Genomic DNA, 21,253 nt, shown 5'->3' with positions numbered 1-21,253 from the left:
TGTGTCAAGAGCGGCGGCCGGACGGGTAGAGACAGCGGCCCCGCTCAGGGGCACCCCACGATCCGGTCCGGCACGCGGCAAGGGCAGGCCTACCGATCGTGGAGCCCGCCACACACCCCCCTACCCCGCACCCCCATCCCGCCCCTAGGTTGGGGGGACCCGCATCGCCGACCGCGCACCACTGAGTTCCGATGGAGGAACGCCATGGCCACGACACCCGTGCTCCGCAGGATCGCGATCGCGCTGGTCGCGGTCGTCGCAGTGGGAGTGGCGGGTGCCGCACCGGCGTCCGCTCTCGACAGGCCCGTCTCCGGATACCTGAAGGACAGCGGGCTCACGCCCGAGAAGATCCGCGACTTCCTCGGCGGACCCCTCATCTCGCCCTCGACGCAGGTGGGCTACGGCGGAGCGGTCTCGAGCGTCGACGCGAACGCGAGCCGCGTGGGCATGGAGGTGCTGAAGCGCGGCGGCAACGCAGCTGACGCCGCGGTCGCCACGGCCGCCGCCCTCGGCGTGAGCGAGCCGTACAGCGCCGGCATCGGCGGAGGCGGGTACTTCGTCTACTTCGACAAGGCCTCCGGCGAGGTCAGCACCATCGACGGACGCGAGACAGCGCCGGCCGGCATCACCTCGGACGCGTTCCTCGACCCCGCGACCGGAGCCCCGTACCCGTTCACCCCGGACCTCGTCTCCTCCGGCGTCGCGGTCGGCGTGCCCGGCACGGTGGCGACCTGGGACACCGCGGTCGACCGCTTCGGCACCCTGCCGCTCCCCGTCGTGCTGGCGCCCTCGATCGCGCTCGCGGCGAAGGGCTTCCGGGTGGACGAGACCTTCCGCAACCAGACGCTCGACAACCTCGAGCGGTTCCAGGCGTTCCCCGACACGGCCGAGCTCTTCCTCCCCGGTGGGGACGCGCCGAAGGTGGGCAGCACCTTCCGCAACCTCGACCTCGCGAAGACGCTGACCTCCATCGCCGTCCACGGGCCGGACGCGTTCTACGAGGGCGCGCTGGCCGCCGAGATCGCCGACACGGTCCAGAACCCGCGGATCGCCGAGGGGTCGGACCTCCCCGCCGCGGCCGGCACGATGACCGCCGCCGACCTCGCGGCGTACTCGGTCGCCGAGCAGGCGCCGACCCGCGTCTCCTACCGCGGACTCGACGTCTACGGGATGGCGCCCTCCTCCTCCGGCGGGATCGCGGTCGGCGAGGCCCTCAACATCCTCGAGAACCACGACCTCGCGGCCGAGGACACGGGCAGCGCCCTGCACCTCTACCTCGAGGCGTCCGCCCGCGCCTTCGCCGACCGCGGCGCCTACGTCGGCGACCCGGCCTTCGTCGACGTGCCCACCGAGACGCTCCTCAGCCAGGAGTTCGCGGACTCGCGGGACTGCACGATCGACCCGGCGACCGCCTCCGTCCGCCCGGTCGCGCCCGGCGCTCTCGACGGCTCGGGATGCGCGACCGCCCCCGCCGCGGAGGAGTCGGACACCGAGAACATCTCCACCACCCACCTCTCGGTCGTCGACAAGTGGGGCAACGCCGCCTCCTACACGCTCACGATCGAGCAGACCGGCGGCTCGGCGATGACCGTCCCCGGCCGCGGCTTCCTCCTCAACAACGAGATGACCGACTTCTCCCCCACCTTCGTCGACGGCGACCCGAACCGGATCGAGCCGGGCAAGCGCCCGCGCTCGTCGATGTCGCCGACGATCGTGCTCGACGGCGGGGACGTGCGGTTCGTCGTCGGCTCGCCGGGCGGATCCACGATCATCACGACTGTCCTGCAGACCCTGGTCAACCGCATCGACCTCGGCATGACGCTCCCCGAGGCGGTGGCAGCGCCCCGCGCCTCCCAGCGCAACGGCGCGACGACCTCGGCCGAGCCCGAGTTCATCGAGGCGTACGCCGACGACCTCGCTCCCTTCGGCCAGCAGCTGGTCCCCTCGGGCGACACCTTCACCTCGGCCGCGCAGATCGGCGCGGTGGCCGCCATCGAGGTCGACCCCTCCGGCCGGATGACCGCGGTCGCCGAACCGGTGCGGCGCGGCGGCGGCGTCGGGCTGGTGGTCCGGCCCGAGAAGTGACGCCCCGGAGCCTCCGCGGCGCGCTGAGAGGAACCGTCGGCCGGCCGCTCCTCTCGCCCCGGAGCGGTCCTCCGCGGGAAGGAGGCGTCTGCGACACTGGGGAGATGTCGTCGTCGCGCCCGCTGCGCACCCTCCGGGGTGTCGTCGCGGCGACGGTGGCGACGCTCGTCGCGCTGTTCTCGCACGTGGCCGGCGGCGGCCAGATCCCGGGTCCGCTCGGCGTCGCGATGCCGCTCGTCCTGTCGGTCCTGGTGTGCGTGGCGCTCGCCGGGCGCAGGCTCTCCCTGGTCCGCCTGGCGGTCTCGGTGGGAGTCAGCCAGTTCCTGTTCCACACGCTCTTCACGATCGGGACCTTCGCGGGGCCGGTCGATGCGCCGATGGTGCACGCGCACCACGGTGCCGTGATCGACGTCAGCGCGGCGATGACGCACAGCGGGATGACCGGCTCCTCGATGTGGGCGGCGCACCTCGTCGCCGCCGTCGCGACGACCGCGGCGCTCCACCGAGGCGAGTCCCTCCTCGTCCGAGTCGCCGCGACGACGAGCCACCTCGTCACCCGCCTGGTGCGGGTCCTGCCGACTCCGGTAGCCGCTCCTCGACCCGCGCGACGCTCCTCCTTCGAGCTGCGCGACGTGCTCCCCCTCGCCTCGGGCGTCTTCCCCCAGGCGGCGCTGCGGCGCGGCCCCCCTCTGCAGCCCGCCTCCTGATCATCGACGCGAGCCGCGGCGAGGACCTCCCCGGAGGTCCCCGCGGCGTCTGACCGACCCGTCTCCTCCCCCGCAGGGGTCTCCGAGGGACGCCGGCCGGTCGGCGTCTCGGCGACTCCTCCCGGACGGATCGTCCTGGCCCGGCGCTCCTGCGCGCCGGCGGAGGGGTCAGTGGAGCGTCCCCTCGGGGACGCCCCTGAAGGGAGCCACGCCTGTGGCACAAGCATCGACACCGGTCGACGACGACCTCCTCCCGCCCCAGCGGCCGCTCGCCGCTCCTCTCCGCGGGGCGGAGGCGTCCCTCCTGCTCGCGATACCGGCGGCGGTCGCCGTCGCCCTGCTGGGCCTGTCGCACACCGGGGCGTTCTCGGTGGCGACGCGGCTGATCGACCCCGGCGACCTGGTGACGCGGGGCCTGCCGATCGCGCGGGTCCTGCACGACTCCGCCGCGTCTCTGACCATCGGCCTGCTCACCGCGGCCACCTTCCTGCTGCCCGGGCAGCGCATCGCGCCGGGCGTCGTCTCGTACTCGCAGAACCGCGCCCTGCGCTGGGCGACCTGGTCGGCCGCGTTCTGGGTGGCGTCCGCGATCGCGGTCCTCGTGTTCACGGCGGCGAACACGATCGGGCAGCCGCTGGACGCGCCGGGCTTCCGGACGCAGCTCGTCTTCTACGCCACGCGGATCGAGCTGGGGCAGACGCTCGTGGCCTCGACGGCGTGCGCGACGGCCGTCCTCCTCCTCACCCTGTTCTCGCGGCGGCTGGCCTGGGTGGCGGCGGCGACCGCGATCGCGGTGCTGGCGCTGCTCCCCCTCTCGCTCTCCGGGCACGCCGCCGGCGCCGACGAGCACGCGAACGCGGTGAACAGCCTGGCCGTGCACCTGATCGGAGTGACGGCCTGGGCCGGCGGGCTCGCCGCGGTGATCCTGCTGCGGCGGACCGTCGGCGCCCAGCTCGGCGTGGTCGTCGCGCGCTACTCGGTGCTGGCCGGCTGGGCGTTCGGGGCGGTCGCCTTCTCGGGTCTGGTGAACGCGTCGCTCCGGATCGAGGACCTCGACGACCTGAGCACGCCCTACGGGCAGCTGCTGATCGTCAAGGCCGTCGCGCTGCTCGCCCTCGGCGGCGCGGGCCTCGGGCACCGGCTGCGGCTGATCCCGCGGCTGCGCGCCGACCCGGCCGACCGCCGCGCGTTCGTCGCGGTCGCGGTCGGCGAGGTGGTGGTGATGGCGCTGACCATCGGCGTCTCGGTGGCGCTCTCGAACAGCGCGCCGCCGGTCTCGCAGGACCCGATCAGCGGAGACGTGCGGCGCAGTCTGCTCGGCTTCCGCTACCCGCCCGAGGTCACACCCGAGCGGATGCTCGACCAGTGGCACCTCGACGCCGTCTGGCTCGGGATCGCGGTCGTCGGCGCCGCCCTCTACGTGTCGGCGGTCCTGAGGCTGCGGCGCCGCGGCGACGCCTGGCCGCTCGGGCGCACCGTCGCCTGGGTGGCCGGCTGCGCGGCCCTCGCCTACACGACCAGCGGCGGCCCGGCCGTGTACGGGCAGGTGCACTTCAGCACCCACATGATCCAGCACATGCTGCTGATGATGGTCGTGCCGCCGCTGCTCGTGCTCGGCGGACCGGTGCTGCTCGCTCTGCGGGTGCTGCCGGTGCGCCGCGACGGCGGGCGCGGGCTGCGCGAGTGGATCCTCGCCGTCGTGCACTCCCGCTACCTCGCCGTGCTGTCGCGGGCGCCCGTCGCCGCCGTGCTCTTCGCCGGCAGCCTGGTCGTCTTCTACTACACCGGCTGGTTCGAGTGGGCGATGTTCAGCCACCAGGGCCACGTCCTGATGACCCTGCACTTCCTCGCCACGGGCTACCTCTTCTTCTGGGTCCTGATCGGCGTCGACCCCGGCCCGAACCGGCCCGGCCACGTGCTGAGGCTGCTGGTGATGCTCGCGACGCTGGCGTTCCACGCCTTCTTCGGCCTGGCGATCATGTCGCAGACCACCGTGCTGGCCGCGTCCTGGTGGACCGCGCTCGGGTACACCGACACGGAGGCGCTGCTCGCCGACCAGGGCGTCGGCGGAGGGATCGCCTGGTCGGCGGGCGAGATCCCGATGGTGCTGATCGCCCTGGTCGTGGTCGCGCAGTGGGTGCGCTCCGAGGAGCGGACCGCGAAGCGCTACGACCGGCGCGCCGACCGCGACGGCGAGGCCGAGCTCACCGCCTACAACGACCGTCTGAACCGGCTCGACAGCCGGAGCACTCCCCGTCCGACCACCACGAAGGAGACCGACCGATGACCTCTCGACCCCTGCGACGGCTTCCCGCCGCGCTGGCAGCCCTCGCCCTGGCGGGCGTCCTGATCGGGACGGCCGGGCCCGTCCAGGCGCACGACCAGCTGATCAGCAGCACTCCCGGCTCCGGTGAGCACTTCACGAACTCGCCTGCGGAGGTGACGCTGACGTACTCCGAGGACGTCCTCACGATCGGCGCGCTGGTCCTCGTCACCGACATGGACGGCATCGACCACGTCTCCGGCCCGGTCGAGCTGACCGACTCGACGGTCACCGCTCCGCTCGAGGCGGCGCTTCCCGGCGGCTCCTACGACCTCAAGTGGCGGGTGGTCTCCGCCGACGGCCACCCGATCGCGGGAGTCGTCCCCTTCACCGTCGGCGACGGCGCCTCGGCGCAGGCCGCGGCCGTGGCGGAATCCACCCCGACCGTCGAGCCGACCGTCGTCGCAGCCGCCTCCTCGCAGGCCCCGCCGGACGTCCTCCGACCGGTCCTCATCGGTCTGACCGGCGCGGTCCTCGCCGTCGCTGCCTTCCTCCTCATCACCCGCCGCCGCGGGCGGCCCTCGACCACCACCGAAGACCGGACGTCGTCGTGACCGCCGACGTCCTCCACCCACCGCACCACCTCACAGGAAGGCGCCACACCATGCGCACTCGACACGTCACCACCCTCTCCGCCCTCTCGGCCGCAGCCCTGCTCGCCCTGACCGGCTGCAGTGCCGGAGCCTCCGGCAGCCCCTCCGCCGAGGTCGCGCCCGCCGCGACCGAGGTGACCATCACCGACGGCTGGGTGAAGGCCGCCGACTCCGGCATGTCCGCCGCGTTCGGTGAGCTGGAGAACTCCGGCACCGAGGACGTCACCGTCGTGTCCGCCACCTCCGCCGCGTCCTCCGAGCTCGAGCTGCACGAGACCGTGGCGAACGAGTCGGGCGCGATGGTGATGCGTGCCAAGGAGAGCGGCTTCACGATCCCCGCCGGCGGCAGCCTCGAGCTCGCCCCCGGCGGGAACCACATCATGCTGATGGACCTCGCCGCGCCGATCGTCGCCGGGGACGAGGTCACCGTCACCCTCACCTTCTCGGACGACTCCACGACGGAGTTCACCGTCCCGGCGCGCGACTACGCCGGCGCGAACGAGAACTACGAGGGCGGCGACATGGACATGGACATGGGCGGAGAGGGCTGATGAGCGAGGACCGCGAGACCGGCCACGGCGCCGACGAACGCCGGCGCAGCGCCGTCAGCCGGCGACGGCTCCTCCTCGGCGGAGCAGTCGCCGGCATCGGCGCGGCGGGTGCGATCGGAGCGGACCAGCTGCTCGGCCGCGGCGGCGCTGCGCCGGCAGCGGCCGCGGCGCTGAACGGCGACGAGACGATCCCCTTCCACGGTGCGCACCAGGCGGGGATCGCCGCGACACCGCAGGCGCACGCGACCTTCGTCGCCCTCGATCTGCGCGAGAGCACCGACCGGGACGGGCTGCGGCGGATGCTGCGCATCCTGTCCGACGACGCCGCGCGCCTCACCCAGGGGCAGCCGGCCCTGGCCGACTCCGAGCCCGAGCTCGGCGTGGTCCCCGCCCGCCTCACCGTGACCTTCGGGTTCGGGCCGAGGCTCGTGTCCCTCGCGGCCGGCGATGCGGCGAAGCCGGCCTGGCTGGCACCGCTGCCCGCGTTCGGGATCGACCGGCTCGAGGAGCAGTGGAACGACGGGGACCTGCTGCTGCAGTTCCACGCCGACGACGCGTTCACGATCGCGCACGCGCTGCGGATGCTGCTGAAGAACACCCGCACCTTCGCGACCGTCCGCTGGACCCAGACCGGGTTCCGCCGGGCGCACGGCTCCGAGAAGGCCGGCACCACGATGCGGAACCTGTTCGGCCAGGTCGACGGGACCGTCAATCCGCGCCCCGAGGACGTCGACTTCGACGAGCTGGTCTGGGTCCGCGACGGCTGGCTCGCCGGCGGCACCGGGCTGGTGCTGCGCCGGATCCGGATGGACCTCGACAAGTGGGACCGCCTGGACCGCAGCGGCCGCGAGCAGTCCGTCGGGCGGACCCTCGCGAACGGCGCGCCCCTCACCGGGACGGCGGAGGCCGACGAGCCCGACTTCGAGGCGACGACGGCAATCGGCTTCCCGGTGATCCCGGAGTTCTCGCACATGAGGCGCGCCCGCTCGGAGAACACCGCCGAGCGCTTCCACCGCCGCGCCTACAACTACGACGACACCCCGACGGGCGAGGACATCTCGAACTCCGGGCTGATCTTCGCGGCGTACCAGGCCGACGTCACCGCGCAGTTCGTCCCGATCCAGAAGCGCCTGGACGAGCTGGACCTGCTCAACGAGTGGACGACGCCGATCGGCTCCGCCGTCTTCGCGATCCCGCCGGGCTGCGTCGAGGGCGGCTACATCGGCGACACCCTCCTCTGACCCTCACCGGCACCCGCCACAGCACCGAAGGACCAGAAGCATGACCACCACCGCCACGAGACCCCGCGACTCCGCCGACACCCCGCCCTCGCCGCGCAGAAGCAGCGCAGGCTGGCTCGGACAGCTGCTGCTCCGCCTGCACTTCTCCGCCGCCCTGTTCGTCGGGCCGTTCATCCTCGTCGCCGCGACCAGCGGAGCGCTCTACGCACTCACCCCGCAGCTCGAGCAGGTCGTCTACGCGCAGGAGCTGCACGCCCCGGAAGCGGACACCTACCTGCCCCTGGCCGACCAGATCGACGCCGCCGACGCGTACACCGGAGGCGGGCAGAGCATCGTCGCCGTCCGCCCCGCCCCGAACCCCGGCGACACCACCCGGGTGATGTACGCGGACCCGGCGCTCGGCGCCAGCGAGACCCGCGCGGTCTTCATCGACCCGGCCACCGCCGACGTCCGCGGCGACCTCACCGCCTACGGCACCAGCGGCGCCCTGCCGTTGCGGACCTGGGTCAGCGACCTGCACCGGACGCTGCACCTCGGGGACGTGGGCCGCTCCTACAGCGAGCTCGCCGCCTCCTGGCTGGGGGTCGTCGCCCTCGCCGGCCTGGGCCTCTGGATCATCCGCCTCCGCCGAGCCCGCGTGAAGAGGGACCTGCTGCGCCCCGCGCCGAGGACCACCGGCTACAAGCGCCTGTTCTCCTGGCACGCCTCCACCGGCGTCTGGCTGCTCGTCGGCGCCCTGTTCCTCTCGACCACAGGCATCACCTGGTCGCTCTACGGAGGCGGGAACTTCGAGACCCTCCGCTCCGCAGTCGGCTGGACCACGCCCTCGCTGGAGACGACACTCGGCGACCGGACCGGTGAGGTGGCCGACGAGCACGCCGGGCACGCCGGACACGGCGCGGCCACCGGCGACGCCGTCGAGTCGACGACGGGCTACTCGCCGGCCGCCTACGACTCGGTGCTCTCGGTCGCCCGCGAGGTCAACGTGAACACGGGACTGGTCGAGATCCGGCCGCCCGCGGCGGAGGGCTCGGCCTGGGTCGTGCAGGAGATCCAGCGCAGCTTCCCGACCGAGGTCGACGGCGTCGCGATCGACGGGAGCACGATGCAGGTCGTCGACCGGGTCGACTTCGCCGACTTCGGCCTCGTCGCCAAGCTCTCCCGCTGGGGCATCGACACGCACATGGGCTCGATGTTCGGGCTGCCTAACCAGCTGCTGCTGTTCGTCACCGCGGCCGGCATCGCCACGATGGTCGTGCTCGGGTACCTGATGTGGTGGAAGCGCCGCCCCACCCGCGGCCCCCGACGGCTCGTCGGCACCCCGCCGGCCCGGGGAGCGCTCCGGCGCGCGCCGTGGTGGGGAGTCGCGTCCGTCCTGGTGGTCGCCGCCGCGGTCGGGCTGTTCCTCCCGCTCCTGGGTGCGAGCCTCGCGGCCTTCGTGATCGTCGACACGCTGCTGGGGCTCCGACCCGCGCACCGCTGAGCGGAGGGGGCGCCGGCCCGGTGGGGTCCACCGGGTCGGCGTCACAGCCCCTTCGGGAAGGCGAGGGAGCGCAGCGCGGGGTCGAGGCCCTCCCACTGGTGGCGCCGCTCCGCGTCCCGGTCGGCGTCGCTCCCCCGGAGCCCGACCGCCTTCGCGGCGTACACGGCGGCGTGCGAGCAGTGGTCCGCCATGTGCGCGACGGCCGCGGCCTGTCCGGCCGCCCGCGCGGCGGCGGTGGCGGCGCGCTCGCCCGCCTGCGTCGCGGCGCGGGCTGCGGCGTGCGCCGCGAAGGCGGCCGTGCGGCACTCCGTCATCGGAGCCCCGCCCCGCTCCCAGGCGCGGAGGACGTCGAGCGCGCGCCGGGGCCGGGGATCGTCCGGATCCCACTCCTCGAACGCGGGGAGGGCGCGCTCCGCGCACTCCGCCGCCCATCGCGCGAGCGCCCGGTGGACCTCCGGCTCCGGATTCGCCCAGGCCGGCTTCTCCGCTCCGCTCACGGGTCTTCCTCCGATTCCGGAGCTCAGCTGGCTCTTCCCAGATGAGGGTGCAGGTCGGCCGGGAGCGTCGGTCCGCAGATAGACGTCGAGGTCTCCCGACGACGGAGGTTCCTCCGCCATCCGTCCGAAAGACCTCGACGTGACCGACGCTACCCCGCCGGCCGGCTTCGGCCTCCCTGACCTGACCGCCTTCGCGTCTCATCCCAGTCGACCCTGATCGAGTCTGCTGACCCCCTCGACGAGAACGCAGCGACATCACAGCCACCCAACCCCGACCGTCCGGGAAGCCGGGACACGTCACATGACCTGTGCTGCGGGCGTGTCGAGTGGGTCGTCCAGGGGCGACGCAGGAGCGTCGACGCGACGTGCTGAGAGGTGGTTCCAGTCGAGCGCTAGGACACCGGCTACAGGCATGGCGATAGGTCAGGAACGGCGTCGCTCCCTGCGCAGGAGGGAGCGCAGAGTCTCGGCATTCGCGTAGCCGACCCGTAGCGCGATCTCGGCGGAGGTGAAGTCCGTGGTTGCTGAGAGGTGCCGAGCTCGTTCGATGCGAAGCCGTTGGACGAAGCCGAGCGGAGTGAGGTTGAGCGCCGCACGGACTCGTCGTTCGAGGGTGCGCCGGCTGGTGCCGAGCGACTGCGCGACGAAGGCGACGTTGAACGGTTCGTCCAGGCGGGCGCGCACGAAGCGTTCGAACTCGACGACGATCGGGTCCTCGTGCCGGAGATGTTCGTAGGCGACGAAGGCCGCCTGAGACGGACGCTCGTCGATGATGAGGAGCTTGGCGACATGTTGGGCCAGGTCGGGGCTGATCGATCGCACGAGTGAGAGCGCGAGGTCGATGTGGGCGAACGCGGCGCCGGCGGTGACGAGGTTCCCGTCGACCACGACCATGGTGTCGAGATCGAGGGCGACGGTCGGATAGCGCTTCAGGAACTCCGGCCCCAGGAACCAGCTGGTCGTCGCCCTCCGATGATGCATCCGTCCGGTCTCGGCGACAGCGAACACGCCGGTGCACGCCGCGGCGATCCGGGTGGTCGCCTCGTCGAGGCGCCCGAGCGAGGCGATGACCGAACGAGCATCTCGGCTCTGGAGGACGTCGTTGGTAGCGGCGGCCGTAAGGGTTCCAAGCGCAGGGACGACGACCACGTCGAACTCTCCGGACTCCGACAGCGGGTGGTCCACCGACAGGGTCATCGATGCCGTCGTGGTCACTCGCCGTTTCGGTCCGAGGATGGCGAGTTCGATCGGGTCGATCCGCGGGTCGACATCGCCGCGGGCTCCGTCGGCCACCCGCACGATGTCGATGATCGACGCGATAGCCGAACCGAAGCAGCCGTCGATCGCGATCAGTCCGATACGCATGACGTAAACAATAGCAATACTGCCGTATACGCCACTCCCCACCTGCCCTCGCTCGTCATACGCTGAACTCGTCCCACGAAGAACCCCGACGTCAAGGAGAGTCCCTCATGTCCACACCCGCATCACTTCCGTATGCCTTCGTCGCCAAGATCATCGCGGCCGATGGACAGCACGACGCGGTCGCCGATCTGCTCGCCGGCGCTGTCGCACTCGCCAACGAAGAAGGAGGAACGATTGTCTGGTTCGCGGTCAGGACCCACGCCGACACCTTCTGGATCTTCGATGCATTCCCCGACGAAGCCGCTCGCGACGCCCACGCCAACGGCGCCATCGTCGCAGCCCTGATGGCCAACCAGCACCTCCTCGGCGCAGCACCCGAGATCCTGGCGGCCGACGTCCTCGCGTCCAAGCTCCCGTAGTCCGCCAACGCACGAGACGATCGCGCCCCGCCGAGCCGTCGCCAGTTCGCGACGCAATGCCACGCTGCGTTGCCGAGCGGTGCGAGGCCTATCGGCACACGGACAGGATGCCGGCCGCGAGCGCTCAGCCGGCGAGGGGTCCGTCGCAGAGGAGAGCGACGTCGGTGTCGGGCAGAGCCGTGAGGCCAGCGCATCGCGCGACCACCAGAACGGTTCGCCGGAGCCGCCTGTCGGAATCGAACGGACGACCTAATCACGTCGGCTTTGCGTCTATCGCTTGATGCGCCCACTGGGCGAACGAGCCGCTGACCTGCGCAAACGCCGAGCGTGGAGGACGCCGCCATCCGGTGGTGACCGACGACGACCGACCAGTACCGACCGTTTCACCGGAGCTTGCGGCGGCGTCGAAGCCGAGCAAGCTCCATTCTTTCAACTCACCGCGCCCTCCTCCTCGCCGGCCCCGTCGTCGGCGAAGACGTTTCAGGGGTCTTCTCAGATGACGGTGTAGGTCGGCCGGGAGCGTCGGTCCGCAGATAGACGTCGAGGTCTCCCGACGACGGAGGTTCCTACGCCATCCGTCCGAAAGACCTCGACGTGACCGACGCTACCCCGCCGGCCGGCTTCGGCCTCCCTGACCTGACCGCCTTCGCTCGACTCGACGGCCTCGGTCTGCACACCGGCGCGGACCTGCTCACCGACAAGCAGAGCGACAGGCTACGCGCGCTGTTCGTTGATGACGCTCATGTCGAGGTCGAGGCGACCTGGGGTGTCTACCAGCGCATGATCGCCGCCTATCGCCACGAGGACCGGCAACGTGGCCGCGAGCTCATGGAGAAGCTGATCACCGACCTCAGCGCCGGCGTCCCCAAGGTGCTCACCGAGCTCACCACCCTGGGCCGGACCCTGAAGAAGCGAGCCGCTGACGTGCTCGCCTACTTCGAACGACCCGGCACCAGCAACGGGCCGACCGAGGCGCTCAACGGACGGCTCGAACACCTGCGCGGCTCCGCACTCGGGTTCCGCAACCTGACCAACTACATCGCCCGAAGCCTGCTCGAGACCGGCGGCTTCAGACCCCAACTCCTACACCCCCGATTGGGATGAGCCGCTCAGCTCCGGCGCGGCCGCCCCGTGAAGTGCTTCACCCCGTAGACCAGGAGGAGCAGGATGCCGCTCAGCTGCAGGGCGAGCGAGAAGCCGGAGGCGAACTCACCGGCCGGCCACACCAGCCTCAGCACCAGCGCGACGAACATCGCTGTGACCCCGACGACGAACAGGACTCGATTCCGCATCCATCGAGTCGACCATCCGCACGCGCATCGGGGCCGGCCGGAGGCCTCAGCTCCGCGGCCGCCGCAGTTCGGCGTCGTCGTCTCGCGGCGCTCACCTCCCGGATGCAGGAGCCGGCGTCGAGCTGTCCTCGGAAGTGGACCAGACCGCCTGCGCTCCGGTGTCGCCGATCTGGACGACGTTCGCAGTCGCTCCCACTGCGACGACGATCGCGACGGCGGCGAGGATCAGCGAGGGGACCGAGCGGGCGCTCCGTCCCCTCGTGTCGGCGGAGTTCCTCCCGCGCGTCCGGAACCAGAGCCAGTGCGCCACGCAGAGGACGAACAGTCCGGCAGCCCAGGGCAGCAGGTGATCGCCGAGCTCGGCGTGGCGTTCGAGTGCTGCGGAGGGGACGACCTGCCGTTCGAGCGCTTCGCCGGCCTGAGTGGCGAGCGGGACTCCGAGAAGGGCGACGAGGGCGGTGATCGGAGTGATCACGCCCAGGCGTCGGCGGGCGGCCGGCCAGACGCTGCCGAGGATGAGCATCAGGGCGGCGAGGGGGAGCAGGACGACGACGACGTGGACGAGGAGGGGGTGGAGGGGGAGGCCGTTGATCTGCCAGTCGGTCATCGTGAGTCACGCTTTCGGTTGAGGAGGCGTTCCGGTGCGCAGCGCATCGTTCAGCCTCCGGCGAGGGTGGTCAGCAGGTCCTGGATGCTCGTCTTCTCTGCGACCGGGTCGGGGCTTCCGGCGCGGACGGAGGAGAGGACGGGGTCGATCTGCTGGTCGACGTAGGTCCACGTCTGGCAGTTCGCGGCGCTCAGCGCAGGCTCCGCGTCGTCCCAGGCGGTCTCGAGGTCGGTGGCGCGGGCTTTCGCGCCGGCCTGGTCGCCGCTGGTGACGAGGGCGAGGGTGTCGGCGGTGATCGTCTGGAAGTTCTGCACGTCGGCGGAGGGGAAGTCGGTCTGAACGGATGCCTTCGCGTCAGCTGCGGACAGCGTTCCCGACGCATCGCAGGCCGGGGCTGCGCCTTCGGGTGCTGGGGTGGTGTGCGGCTGGCTGTTGGTGAAGGCGAGCAGCCCGACGACGGCGACGGCGAGGACCGCGAAGGCGACGAGTGAACGGCGTTCGCGGGCGACGGGCGGGGCGTGGTGCTCGGATGCGCCTTTGTCGACATCGGCCTTGCTGAGGGAGAGGTAGACGACGGTGGCGAGGATCGCGACCAGGAAGATGATGCTGGTGACGAAGGTGCCGAGCCCGAGGCCCTGCTCGTCGGGGGACAGGCCGAGCCAGTCGCCGATATTGGCGCCGAGGGGGCGGGTGAGGATGTAGGCGATCCAGAACGCGAGGACCGGGTTCGCGCCGTAGCGCCAGAGGCCGGTGACGATCGCGATCAGGGCGAGGGGCAGGAGGATCGAGACGCCGGGGCCCCAGCCGGTGAGCTCGAGAGTCCAGTCGCCGAGGGCGGTGCCGAGCGCGAAGGTGACCAGGACGGTGAGCCAGTAGAACGCCTCCCGCGGGGTGGTGTCGATGCTGTGGATCGAGAGGGTGCGCTCCTTCGAGTACCAGACGCCGAACACGATCACGAGCAGCACGGAGAAGACGAGGGAGCTGGCCCAGAGAGGCACGCCGAGCTGGTCGGTGAGGATGTCGGTGAGCAGGGTGCCGGTGACGCTCATCACGACGACGGTCAGCCAGTACGCGGAGGGGACGTAGCGTCGCAGCCGCATCTGGATGGCGAGCACCACCGCGGTGACCACGATGAAGATCACGGCGGTCGCGATGAGGCCGACGCCGAGGACCATGTTGATCCAGTCGGCGAAGCTCTCACCGACCGTGGTGCAGAGGATCTTGATGATCCAGAACCAGATGGTGACCTCGGGGACCTTGCTGAGCAGCCGCCGGCCCGAGGCGCGGGATGTCGTCGTTGAGATGTCCATGCCCGCAGAGTCTCAGTCGGGACGTGGGCGGCGGCTCGGGATGCGCCGTACTGCGTTGTGTGTGCTCACAACGACCCGAAGCACCGCGGTTCGACCAGGTCAGTACCGAGCCGATGGGCTGAGGTTCTGTGCTTTCACAACAGTTGCAGGAGAATCCTCTGCCGCAGGTGGACGCACGTTCGTAGCGTGGACTCCTCCGGCGCGCTCCGCGTCGAGAGACGAGGACGACACTGATGCCGAACCGGGATCCCCTATCGGACGGTGAGATCGCCTACCGGGCAGCGCGACGCTGGCCGCTGATCTCGGCCGGCCTCGCGGTGCTGCTCACCGTCCTCCTGGCCGCGCTGATCTTCTACCGCGAGCACGACAAGCCGTTCGGGTTCGACACCGCCTGGATGAACGAGATCATCGAGCACCGGTCCACGTTCTGGCTCGTGCCGTCGCTGGTGATGAACAGCCTCGGAGGCGGGATCCTCGGCACGATCGTGATCCCTCTCATCGTCTTCGTGGCGCTGCTGATCCGGCGCGGACGCTGGGCGGCGACGTACTTCGCGATCGCCGCGCCGCTCGGCGGGCTGCTGGTGCAGATCCTCAAGAACGCGATCGGTCGTCCCAGGCCGCTGGAGATACTCGTGAACGCCGACTTCGGCTCGTTCCCCTCCGGCCACAGCGCGAACGCCGCCACGACCGCGGTGGTCCTCGCTGTCGTCTTCCCGCTCTGGTGGGTCCGCATCGCCGGCGCCGTGTACACGGTGGCGATGATGCTCAGCCGCACCTACCTCGGGGCGCACTGGATCTCCGACACCGTCGGCGGACTGCTCCTGGGCGCCGGCGTTGCCCTGATCGTCTGGGCGCCGCTCGCGGTCCGGCTGCACACCGAGCGCGTGGCGTCACCGCCGCCCCTCTGGCGCCGGATCGCCCGACGGCGGGCCCTCAGCTGACGCCTCGTCAGGGTCGAGGCTTCGCGACGGCGCCGCGGAGGATCGTCAGGAGGACGACGGCGACGATCGACCCGGACGCGATCAGGCCCGCGAGCACGACGATCTGGAAGACGCCCGCCGCCACAGGCGAGAGTCCGCCGAAGACGGCGCCGATGAACGCGCCGGGCAGGACGACGAGACCTGTCGTCCTGGTCTGGTCGGTCAGCGGCACCAGGCCGGTCCAGGCCGCCTCCCGCGCCAGGCCGATCGTCGCCTGCCGGGGCCGGGCGCCGAGAGCCAGCCAGCCCTCGACCTGCTCCCAGCGGTCGGCGAGCGTGATCGCCAGGGCTCGGCCGGTGACGGTCGCGACGGTCATCGCGCCGCCGAGGAGGATCCCGCCGACCGCGAGGACGTAGCGGCCGGTGAACGGGACGGCTCCGAGCCCGAAGACGATCCCGGCGCTGAGGGCGACTCCGGCCGTCATCGCCGCGGTGACCGCGAGGACCGTGCGCCGGGTGCGGCCGAGGCGGGCGGACGCCGTGAGCACCGCGGTACCGAACATGACGGCCAGGAAGAGCAGGACCCAGCGGAGGTCCGCGATGACTCCCGAGAGGATCACCGCGAGCACTCCGAGCTGAACAGCCCCACGGAGGATCGCCAGCGCCGGTCGCGCGAACGAGACGACTCCGAACGCGCGGAGTGCGGCCACGGAGACTGCCGCGCAGATCGCGACCGCCGCGGCCACGGCCGCCGGGGTCAGCTGGTCGATGGGCGTTCCTGGATGACCCAGGTGTTGCCGTCGAGGTCGGTGAAGAAGACGAACGCGTTCCACTCCCCGCCGCGGCCCTCGAGGCGGACTCCGTCCTCGAAGTGCGTCACCGGGCTGACGTCCACCCCGCGCTCGGCGAGCTCGGCGCGGGCTGAGTCGATGTCGTCGACGACGAGCTGCAGCCCTTCGAGCCGGGTGGTGCCGGTCTTGAGCTGGATGCTGCTGTGCGAGCCGGGCGGGGTGAGCTGCACGATGCGCATTTCGTCGCTGATCCGCACGTCGAGGTCGAGGTGGAACCCGACCTGGTCGGCGTAGAACGCTTTCGCCCGGTCGACGTCCTCGACGCTGACGGGGACGACTTCGAGATTCCACTGCACAGGGTGCCCCTTCGAGGAAGTGATGGACGAGCGTCGGTCGCCGTCCAGTGTGTCCGGCGGGAGGGCGCCGGGCGATCGGGTCAGCTCGCCGCGATCGTTCCGGTGAGCAGGAGCCCGGACACGACGAAGGCCAGGGCGACGCGGTAGCCGACGAAGACGCCGAAGCCGTGGCCGGCGACGTAGCGCAGCAGCCACGCGATCGATGCGTACGCGACAACGAAGGAGACGAGGGTCGCGACGAGGGTCGGAATCCAGCCGACGCTCACGCTGACATCGGACGCGGCGGTCGCCGCTTCGTAGGCACCGGCGGCGGTGAGCGCGGGGATGGAGAGGTAGAACGCGAACTTCGTCGCCGTCACCCGGTCCAGCCCCCGGAACAGCCCACCGCTGATGGTCGCTCCGGACCGGGAGACGCCGGGGATCAGTGCGATGCACTGCACGAGGCCGATGATGACCGCGTCCTTCCGGGTGATCGCGCGACGGTCCTTGGTCTGGGTGCCGACGCGTTCGGCGACGAGCATCACGATGCTCCAGCCGAGCAGCGCGGCGACGACGACCCACAGATTTCGCAGGCCTCCGCTGATGAGGTCCTTGCCGAGGAACCCGATGACCCCGATGGGGATCGATCCGAGGATGACGTACCAGGCGATCCGGTAGTTCGTCCGCGTGCGCTGCGACGGGTGGCGCAGCCCGACGAACCACGCGACGGCGAGCTCGGCGATGTCCTTCCGGAAGTAGAGGAGCACGGCGGCGATCGCGCCGATCTGGATGATCGCGGTGAACGCGGTCACCCCGGCGTCGTCGACGCGGAGGCCCATCAGCTTCTCGGCGATGGTGAGGTGCCCGGTGCTGGAGACCGGGAGGAACTCGGTCAGTCCCTCGATGATGCCGAGGATGATCGCCTGGAGGATGTCCATCGGGTCCGTTCCGGTCGGAGGGGAGCCGCGGCGGATCCCGCGAGCGCTTCCGAGAGTAAGGATCGCGACGGCCCTGCTCGGCCGGAAACCGGGACGCTGTGTGCATCTTCAACGGCCCCGGCGAAGAGCACAGGATGCGGGTCCACCCGCTGCTCGAGCATGACGGGATGACGCACCTTCTCGCCCCGCGCCGATCCTCGCTCCGCGGCGGTGTCCTCGCCGGCCACTACGCCTCCTCCACGGTCCCGGAGGCGACGGCGCTGTTCTGGATCCTCAAGGTGCTGACGACCGGGATGGGCGAGACGGCGTCGGACTTCCTCGCGACCGCGTTCGACCCCGTGATCGTGGTCGGCGCGACCGGATTCGCGTTCCTCGCCGCGCTGGCGCTGCAGTTCGCGGTGCGCCGGTACATCCCGTGGGTGTACTGGTTGGCGGTGCTGATGGTGAGCGTCTTCGGCACGATGGCCGCCGACGTGCTGCACGTGGTCGCCGGGGTCCCGTACCTCGTCTCCACGCTCGGTTTCGCGCTCGCCCTCGCCGTGGTCTTCGCCCTCTGGTGGCGGGTGGAGCGGACGCTGTCGATCCACTCGATCACGACGCCTCGCCGGGCCCTGTTCTACTGGCTGGCCGTCTCGGGGACGTTCGCGCTCGGCACGGCGGCCGGTGATCTGACCGCGTCGACTCTCGGGTTCGGCTACCTGCCCTCCGCCGTCCTGTTCGCGGTGATCATCGCGGTGCCGGCCCTCGCGCACCGGTTCACGGGGAGGAACGCGGTCCTCGCGTTCTGGTCCGCCTACGTCGTCACCCGACCGCTCGGAGCGTCCGTGTGCGACTGGCTCGCGGACCCCGTGAGCACCAGCGGCCTCGGCCTGGGCACCGGCCCGGTCACTCTCGGAGCCCTGGTGGTCTTCCTGCTGCTGGTCGCCGTGATCGCGGTCGGCCGCAGGCCGCGCGGAGCCGTCGCGGCGCCGACTCTCTGATGTCCGCGGTCAGGCGTCGCGTCGGGCGCGGTTCCTCTGCCGCCAGTAGGTCAGAGCGATGCCGGCGAGGCTGATGACGACGATGCCGACGAGGACGATGTCGATGTACTTCCCGACGAAGTCCGCGACGCCGGGGATCTGTCCCAGGAAGAAGCCGAGGAGGATGACGCCGGTGGACCAGACGGCCGCGCCGAGGGCGTTGAAGCCGACGAAGTGGGCGTAGTGCATCTTCCCGACGCCCGCGGCGACCGGGGCGAAGGTTCGCACGACCGGGACGAAGCGGGCGATCGTGACCGCCCAGCCGCCGAACCGGTCGAAGAACGACTGGGTGCGGGCGACGCTCGAGCGGCTGAACAGGCCGCTGTCCTTGCGCTCGAAGATGCGCGGGCCGGTCTCGCGGCCGATGACGAACCCGAGCTGATCGCCCAGGAACGCGGACACGGCGACCATCAGGATCACCAGCGGCACCGGGAGGCCGATCACGCCGGTGGCGACGAAGACGCCGGTGAAGAAGAGCAGGGTGTCGCCGGGGAGGAAGAACCCGATCAGCAGGCCCGTCTCGACGAACGCGATCAGGCAGACCAGGGCGATCGCCCACGGGCCGGCGCCGTCGAGCAGGGATTGAGGGTCGATCATCGGTTCTCCTTGCGAGGGGTGAGGCCGGGGCGCGTCACGGGGAGGCGGACCTCCACGCCGAGCCCGCGCGGTACGAGGTTGCGGATCGTGAGCTGTCCGCCTGCGGCCCGGCTGAGGCCGGCGACGATCGCGAGCCCCAGGCCGGCACCGCCCTCACGGGAGCGGGCGGCGTCGGGGCGGGTGAAGCGGTCGGTCGCGACGGCGAGGAACGCGTCGGGGACGCCCGGGCCGTCGTCGTCGACGGAGAGGACGATCTCGTCGGCGCGCTCGACGAGGGTCGCGGTGACGCTGCCGCCGTCGGGCGTCGCGGTGACGGCGTTGGCGAGCAGGTTGTCCAGGATGCGGCCGAAGTCGGTCGGGGAGACCGGGTAGCGGGCGGCGACGGTCGAGGCGGGGGCGACGAAGTCGATGGCGAGGTCCCGGTCGCGGGCGAGCATCCGGGCGCGGTCGACGCTGTCGGCGACCTCCGCGCGCAGAGCCGTCGACGTGCCGTCGCCGACCACCGCGCCGGCGTCGATCCTCGACAGGATCAGCAGCCCGTCGGTCAGGGACTGGAGGCGATCGACCGAGCGGCGCGCGTCGACGACGTCGGCGTACAGCGCTGCCGGGTCGTCGCGGACCCGCTCGGCGAGCTCGAGGCGGGTGCGCAGTGCGGCGAGCGGGGTGCGCAGCTCGTGGCTCGCGTCGGCGACGAGCCGCCGCTCCCGGTCCGCCGACTCCCGCAGGTCCTCGATCAGCGCGTTGAGCGTCGCGGCGAGGTCGGAGAGCTCGTCACGGGCCGGCCCGACGGGGAGCAGCTCCGTGGAGCGGCCGTGTCGCAGCCGGTCGGCGATGGCGCGCATCCGCCCCACGGGGCGCAGCGCGAGGCCGACCAGGGCCCAGGACGTGGCGGCGAACGCGACGAACAGGATCGCCAGGGCGATCAGCAGTGTCGTGCTCACCCCGCCGACGACCGCCTCAGCGGTGTCGCGGCTCTCCTCGATCAGCGCCTGCGAGGCTCCGGAGCGGACGAGCTCGATGGTGGACTCGTCGAGGATGTGATCGAGCTGCTCACGGACGATGATCGCGACGATCCCGAAGAACAGCATCGCGACCAGCAGGCTCGACACCGTGATCCGCACCCGGATCGACAGCGACCGCCACCTCACGGCTTCACCCCGAGCCGGTAGCCCGCGCCCCGCCGGGTGACGATCTCGACCGACGCGCCGCCGGCGCTGAGCTTGCGGCGGAGGTAGCTGATGTACTGCTCCGCGATGTTGTGGTCGACGAACTCCGCCGACCCCCACACCTCCAGCAGGATCTCCTCCCGCGGCATGAACTCCCCCGCACGCACCGCGAGCGCGCGCAGCACCCCGAACTCCTTCGGGCTCAGCGGCAGCATGGAGTCGTCGACGAACGCGGCGTGCGCGTACGGATCCACGCGCAGGTTCCCGAGCACGACCGGTACCCGGTTCGTGAGGTGCTCCCTGCGGATCATCGCCCGGAGGCGAGCGGACAGCTCCTCGAAGTGGAACGGCTTCGCGAGGTAGTCGTCGGCGCCTGCATCGAGCCCGAAGACGCGGTCCTGCAGCGCGTCGCGGGCCGTCAGCATGATCACCGGGAGCGTGGCGCCGGTCGCGCGCAGGTGCCGGCAGATCTCGAAGCCGCTCATTCCGGGGAGCATCACGTCGAGGACGGCGGCGGCGTAGTCCGCCTCTCGCGCCGCGTTCAGCGCGTCGACCCCGTTCGAGAACAGGGCGACGTCATAGCCGTCGCCGGTGAGACCGCGCCTGATGAGCTCGCCCATCTCGACGTCGTCCTCGACGACGATCACTGATTCACGCATCAAGGCCTCCTACGGTCATGCTCGCACCGGTGGCGCGGCGGCCCCGGCCCGATCCGCCGAGATATGCGGCTTCTCAGCGGTACGCACGGCATCCGGAGGCAGCGCACGCCGGCCACCTCGACGCACGACCACAGGTCGCGCTCGACAGTGACGCCGATCGGAGCGGTGAAGGCGGGGTCCGGAGGCCGGCGCTCGTCCGCTCTCCTCCGCGGACGCCGCGCTCCCGCCGGAGGCGACCCGCTCGCTGCACCGGTCGAGGATCTCGTCCTGCATCGCACTGTCGCGCGGACGATCGACCCTGCGACGACAGGGGATCGACGAGAGCGGGCCGATCCGCCGGAGAGCTCCGACGCGCA

At 71.4% G+C, this 21,253-nt stretch carries 21 protein-coding genes and 1 pseudogene; 11 read left to right on the top strand and 11 right to left on the bottom strand.

Features of this window, described 5'->3' with window-relative positions; translation table 11 throughout:
• Positions 1-204: 204 nt before the first annotated feature.
• The 7 genes from ggt to C5D66_RS07630 all read left to right on the top strand — a co-directional run bounded on the left by ggt (position 205) and on the right by C5D66_RS07630 (position 8,983).
• On the top strand, positions 205-2,085 hold the full coding sequence (gene ggt, locus C5D66_RS07660) for a gamma-glutamyltransferase (protein WP_104255769.1): 1,881 nt from the start codon (positions 205-207) through the stop codon (positions 2,083-2,085).
• 104 nt (positions 2,086-2,189) lie between these two features.
• A complete protein-coding gene (locus tag C5D66_RS07655; protein WP_104255768.1) occupies positions 2,190-2,792 on the top strand; it encodes a hypothetical protein in 603 nt (200 codons plus the stop codon).
• 214 nt (positions 2,793-3,006) lie between these two features.
• On the top strand, positions 3,007-5,079 hold the full coding sequence (locus tag C5D66_RS07650; protein WP_258063894.1) for a cytochrome c oxidase assembly protein: 2,073 nt from the start codon (positions 3,007-3,009) through the stop codon (positions 5,077-5,079).
• Positions 5,076-5,669 carry a copper resistance protein CopC gene (locus tag C5D66_RS07645; protein WP_104250440.1) on the top strand — a complete coding sequence of 198 codons (594 nt, stop codon included), beginning with the start codon at positions 5,076-5,078 and terminating at the stop codon, positions 5,667-5,669. Before C5D66_RS07650 ends, C5D66_RS07645 begins: the two co-directional genes overlap by 4 nt.
• Before the next feature lie 50 nt (positions 5,670-5,719).
• On the top strand, positions 5,720-6,259 hold the full coding sequence (locus C5D66_RS07640) for a copper chaperone PCu(A)C (protein WP_104255766.1): 540 nt from the start codon (positions 5,720-5,722) through the stop codon (positions 6,257-6,259).
• Positions 6,259-7,500: a Dyp-type peroxidase gene (locus tag C5D66_RS07635; protein WP_104255765.1), complete on the top strand. Its 1,242-nt coding sequence runs from the start codon at positions 6,259-6,261 to the stop codon at positions 7,498-7,500. Before C5D66_RS07640 ends, C5D66_RS07635 begins: the two co-directional genes overlap by 1 nt.
• Positions 7,501-7,540: 40 nt before the next feature.
• Entirely contained in the window at positions 7,541-8,983 is a 1,443-nt protein-coding gene (locus tag C5D66_RS07630) for a PepSY domain-containing protein (protein WP_104255764.1), read from the top strand.
• A gap of 41 nt (positions 8,984-9,024) precedes the next feature.
• Here the strand turns inward: C5D66_RS07630 and C5D66_RS07625 are convergent, their stop codons facing one another.
• Positions 9,025-9,480: a putative immunity protein gene (locus C5D66_RS07625; protein ID WP_104255763.1), complete on the bottom strand. Its 456-nt coding sequence runs from the start codon at positions 9,478-9,480 to the stop codon at positions 9,025-9,027.
• A 423-nt stretch (positions 9,481-9,903) separates the two neighbouring features.
• Positions 9,904-10,845: a GlxA family transcriptional regulator gene (locus C5D66_RS07620; RefSeq protein WP_053548963.1), complete on the bottom strand. Its 942-nt coding sequence runs from the start codon at positions 10,843-10,845 to the stop codon at positions 9,904-9,906.
• A gap of 107 nt (positions 10,846-10,952) precedes the next feature.
• On the opposite strand from C5D66_RS07620, the gene C5D66_RS07615 reads away from it, so the two are divergent.
• Positions 10,953-11,264, top strand: a complete 312-nt coding sequence (locus tag C5D66_RS07615; RefSeq protein WP_104255762.1) for a putative quinol monooxygenase — start codon at positions 10,953-10,955, stop codon at positions 11,262-11,264.
• A gap of 669 nt (positions 11,265-11,933) precedes the next feature.
• Positions 11,934-12,368: pseudogene (locus C5D66_RS07605) on the top strand (transposase); the annotation flags it as partial.
• A 5-nt stretch (positions 12,369-12,373) separates the two neighbouring features.
• Here C5D66_RS07605 and C5D66_RS07600 read toward each other — a convergent pair.
• From C5D66_RS07600 to C5D66_RS07590, 3 genes are all read right to left on the bottom strand, one after another.
• Complete coding sequence (locus C5D66_RS07600; protein ID WP_104224784.1) at positions 12,374-12,556, bottom strand: hypothetical protein; 183 nt, start codon at positions 12,554-12,556, stop codon at positions 12,374-12,376.
• A 91-nt stretch (positions 12,557-12,647) separates the two neighbouring features.
• On the bottom strand, positions 12,648-13,163 hold the full coding sequence (locus C5D66_RS07595) for a DUF2231 domain-containing protein (RefSeq protein ID WP_104255761.1): 516 nt from the start codon (positions 13,161-13,163) through the stop codon (positions 12,648-12,650).
• 50 nt (positions 13,164-13,213) lie between these two features.
• On the bottom strand, positions 13,214-14,473 hold the full coding sequence (locus C5D66_RS07590) for a hypothetical protein (RefSeq protein WP_104255760.1): 1,260 nt from the start codon (positions 14,471-14,473) through the stop codon (positions 13,214-13,216).
• A gap of 233 nt (positions 14,474-14,706) precedes the next feature.
• On the opposite strand from C5D66_RS07590, the gene C5D66_RS07585 reads away from it, so the two are divergent.
• The gene (locus C5D66_RS07585; RefSeq protein WP_181067909.1) at positions 14,707-15,414 is read left to right on the top strand and encodes a phosphatase PAP2 family protein; all 708 of its coding nucleotides are present in this window, start codon (positions 14,707-14,709) and stop codon (positions 15,412-15,414) included.
• Between the two features lie 7 nt (positions 15,415-15,421).
• On the opposite strand, the gene C5D66_RS07580 is transcribed toward C5D66_RS07585, so the two are convergent.
• The 3 genes from C5D66_RS07580 to C5D66_RS07570 all read right to left on the bottom strand — a co-directional run bounded on the left by C5D66_RS07580 (position 15,422) and on the right by C5D66_RS07570 (position 17,456).
• Positions 15,422-16,138, bottom strand: a complete 717-nt coding sequence (locus C5D66_RS07580) for an ABC transporter permease (RefSeq protein ID WP_258060598.1) — start codon at positions 16,136-16,138, stop codon at positions 15,422-15,424.
• Positions 16,139-16,149: 11 nt separating this feature from the next.
• Positions 16,150-16,539, bottom strand: coding sequence for a VOC family protein (locus C5D66_RS07575; protein ID WP_104255759.1), 390 nt, complete (start codon positions 16,537-16,539; stop codon positions 16,150-16,152).
• An 80-nt stretch (positions 16,540-16,619) separates the two neighbouring features.
• A complete protein-coding gene (locus C5D66_RS07570; protein WP_104255758.1) occupies positions 16,620-17,456 on the bottom strand; it encodes an undecaprenyl-diphosphate phosphatase in 837 nt (278 codons plus the stop codon).
• 167 nt (positions 17,457-17,623) lie between these two features.
• On the opposite strand from C5D66_RS07570, the gene C5D66_RS07565 reads away from it, so the two are divergent.
• On the top strand, positions 17,624-18,436 hold the full coding sequence (locus tag C5D66_RS07565) for a hypothetical protein (RefSeq protein WP_104255757.1): 813 nt from the start codon (positions 17,624-17,626) through the stop codon (positions 18,434-18,436).
• 9 nt (positions 18,437-18,445) lie between these two features.
• Here C5D66_RS07565 and C5D66_RS07560 read toward each other — a convergent pair whose 3' ends face one another.
• From C5D66_RS07560 to C5D66_RS07550, 3 genes are read right to left on the bottom strand one after another with little or no spacing between them, the layout of a single operon-like run.
• Complete coding sequence (locus C5D66_RS07560) at positions 18,446-19,072, bottom strand: DedA family protein (protein WP_104239342.1); 627 nt, start codon at positions 19,070-19,072, stop codon at positions 18,446-18,448.
• On the bottom strand, positions 19,069-20,220 hold the full coding sequence (locus tag C5D66_RS07555; RefSeq protein ID WP_146083165.1) for a cell wall metabolism sensor histidine kinase WalK: 1,152 nt from the start codon (positions 20,218-20,220) through the stop codon (positions 19,069-19,071). The genes C5D66_RS07560 and C5D66_RS07555 overlap by 4 nt, the downstream gene beginning before the upstream one ends.
• Entirely contained in the window at positions 20,217-20,897 is a 681-nt protein-coding gene (locus tag C5D66_RS07550; RefSeq protein WP_104255755.1) for a response regulator transcription factor, read from the bottom strand. The genes C5D66_RS07555 and C5D66_RS07550 overlap by 4 nt, the downstream gene beginning before the upstream one ends.
• Positions 20,898-21,253 lie beyond the last annotated feature (356 nt).

This window comes from Rathayibacter sp. AY1B4 (assembly GCF_002932815.1).
Lineage (GTDB): Bacteria > Actinomycetota > Actinomycetes > Actinomycetales > Microbacteriaceae > Rathayibacter.
This window is presented reverse-complemented; position numbering and strand designations above follow the sequence as displayed.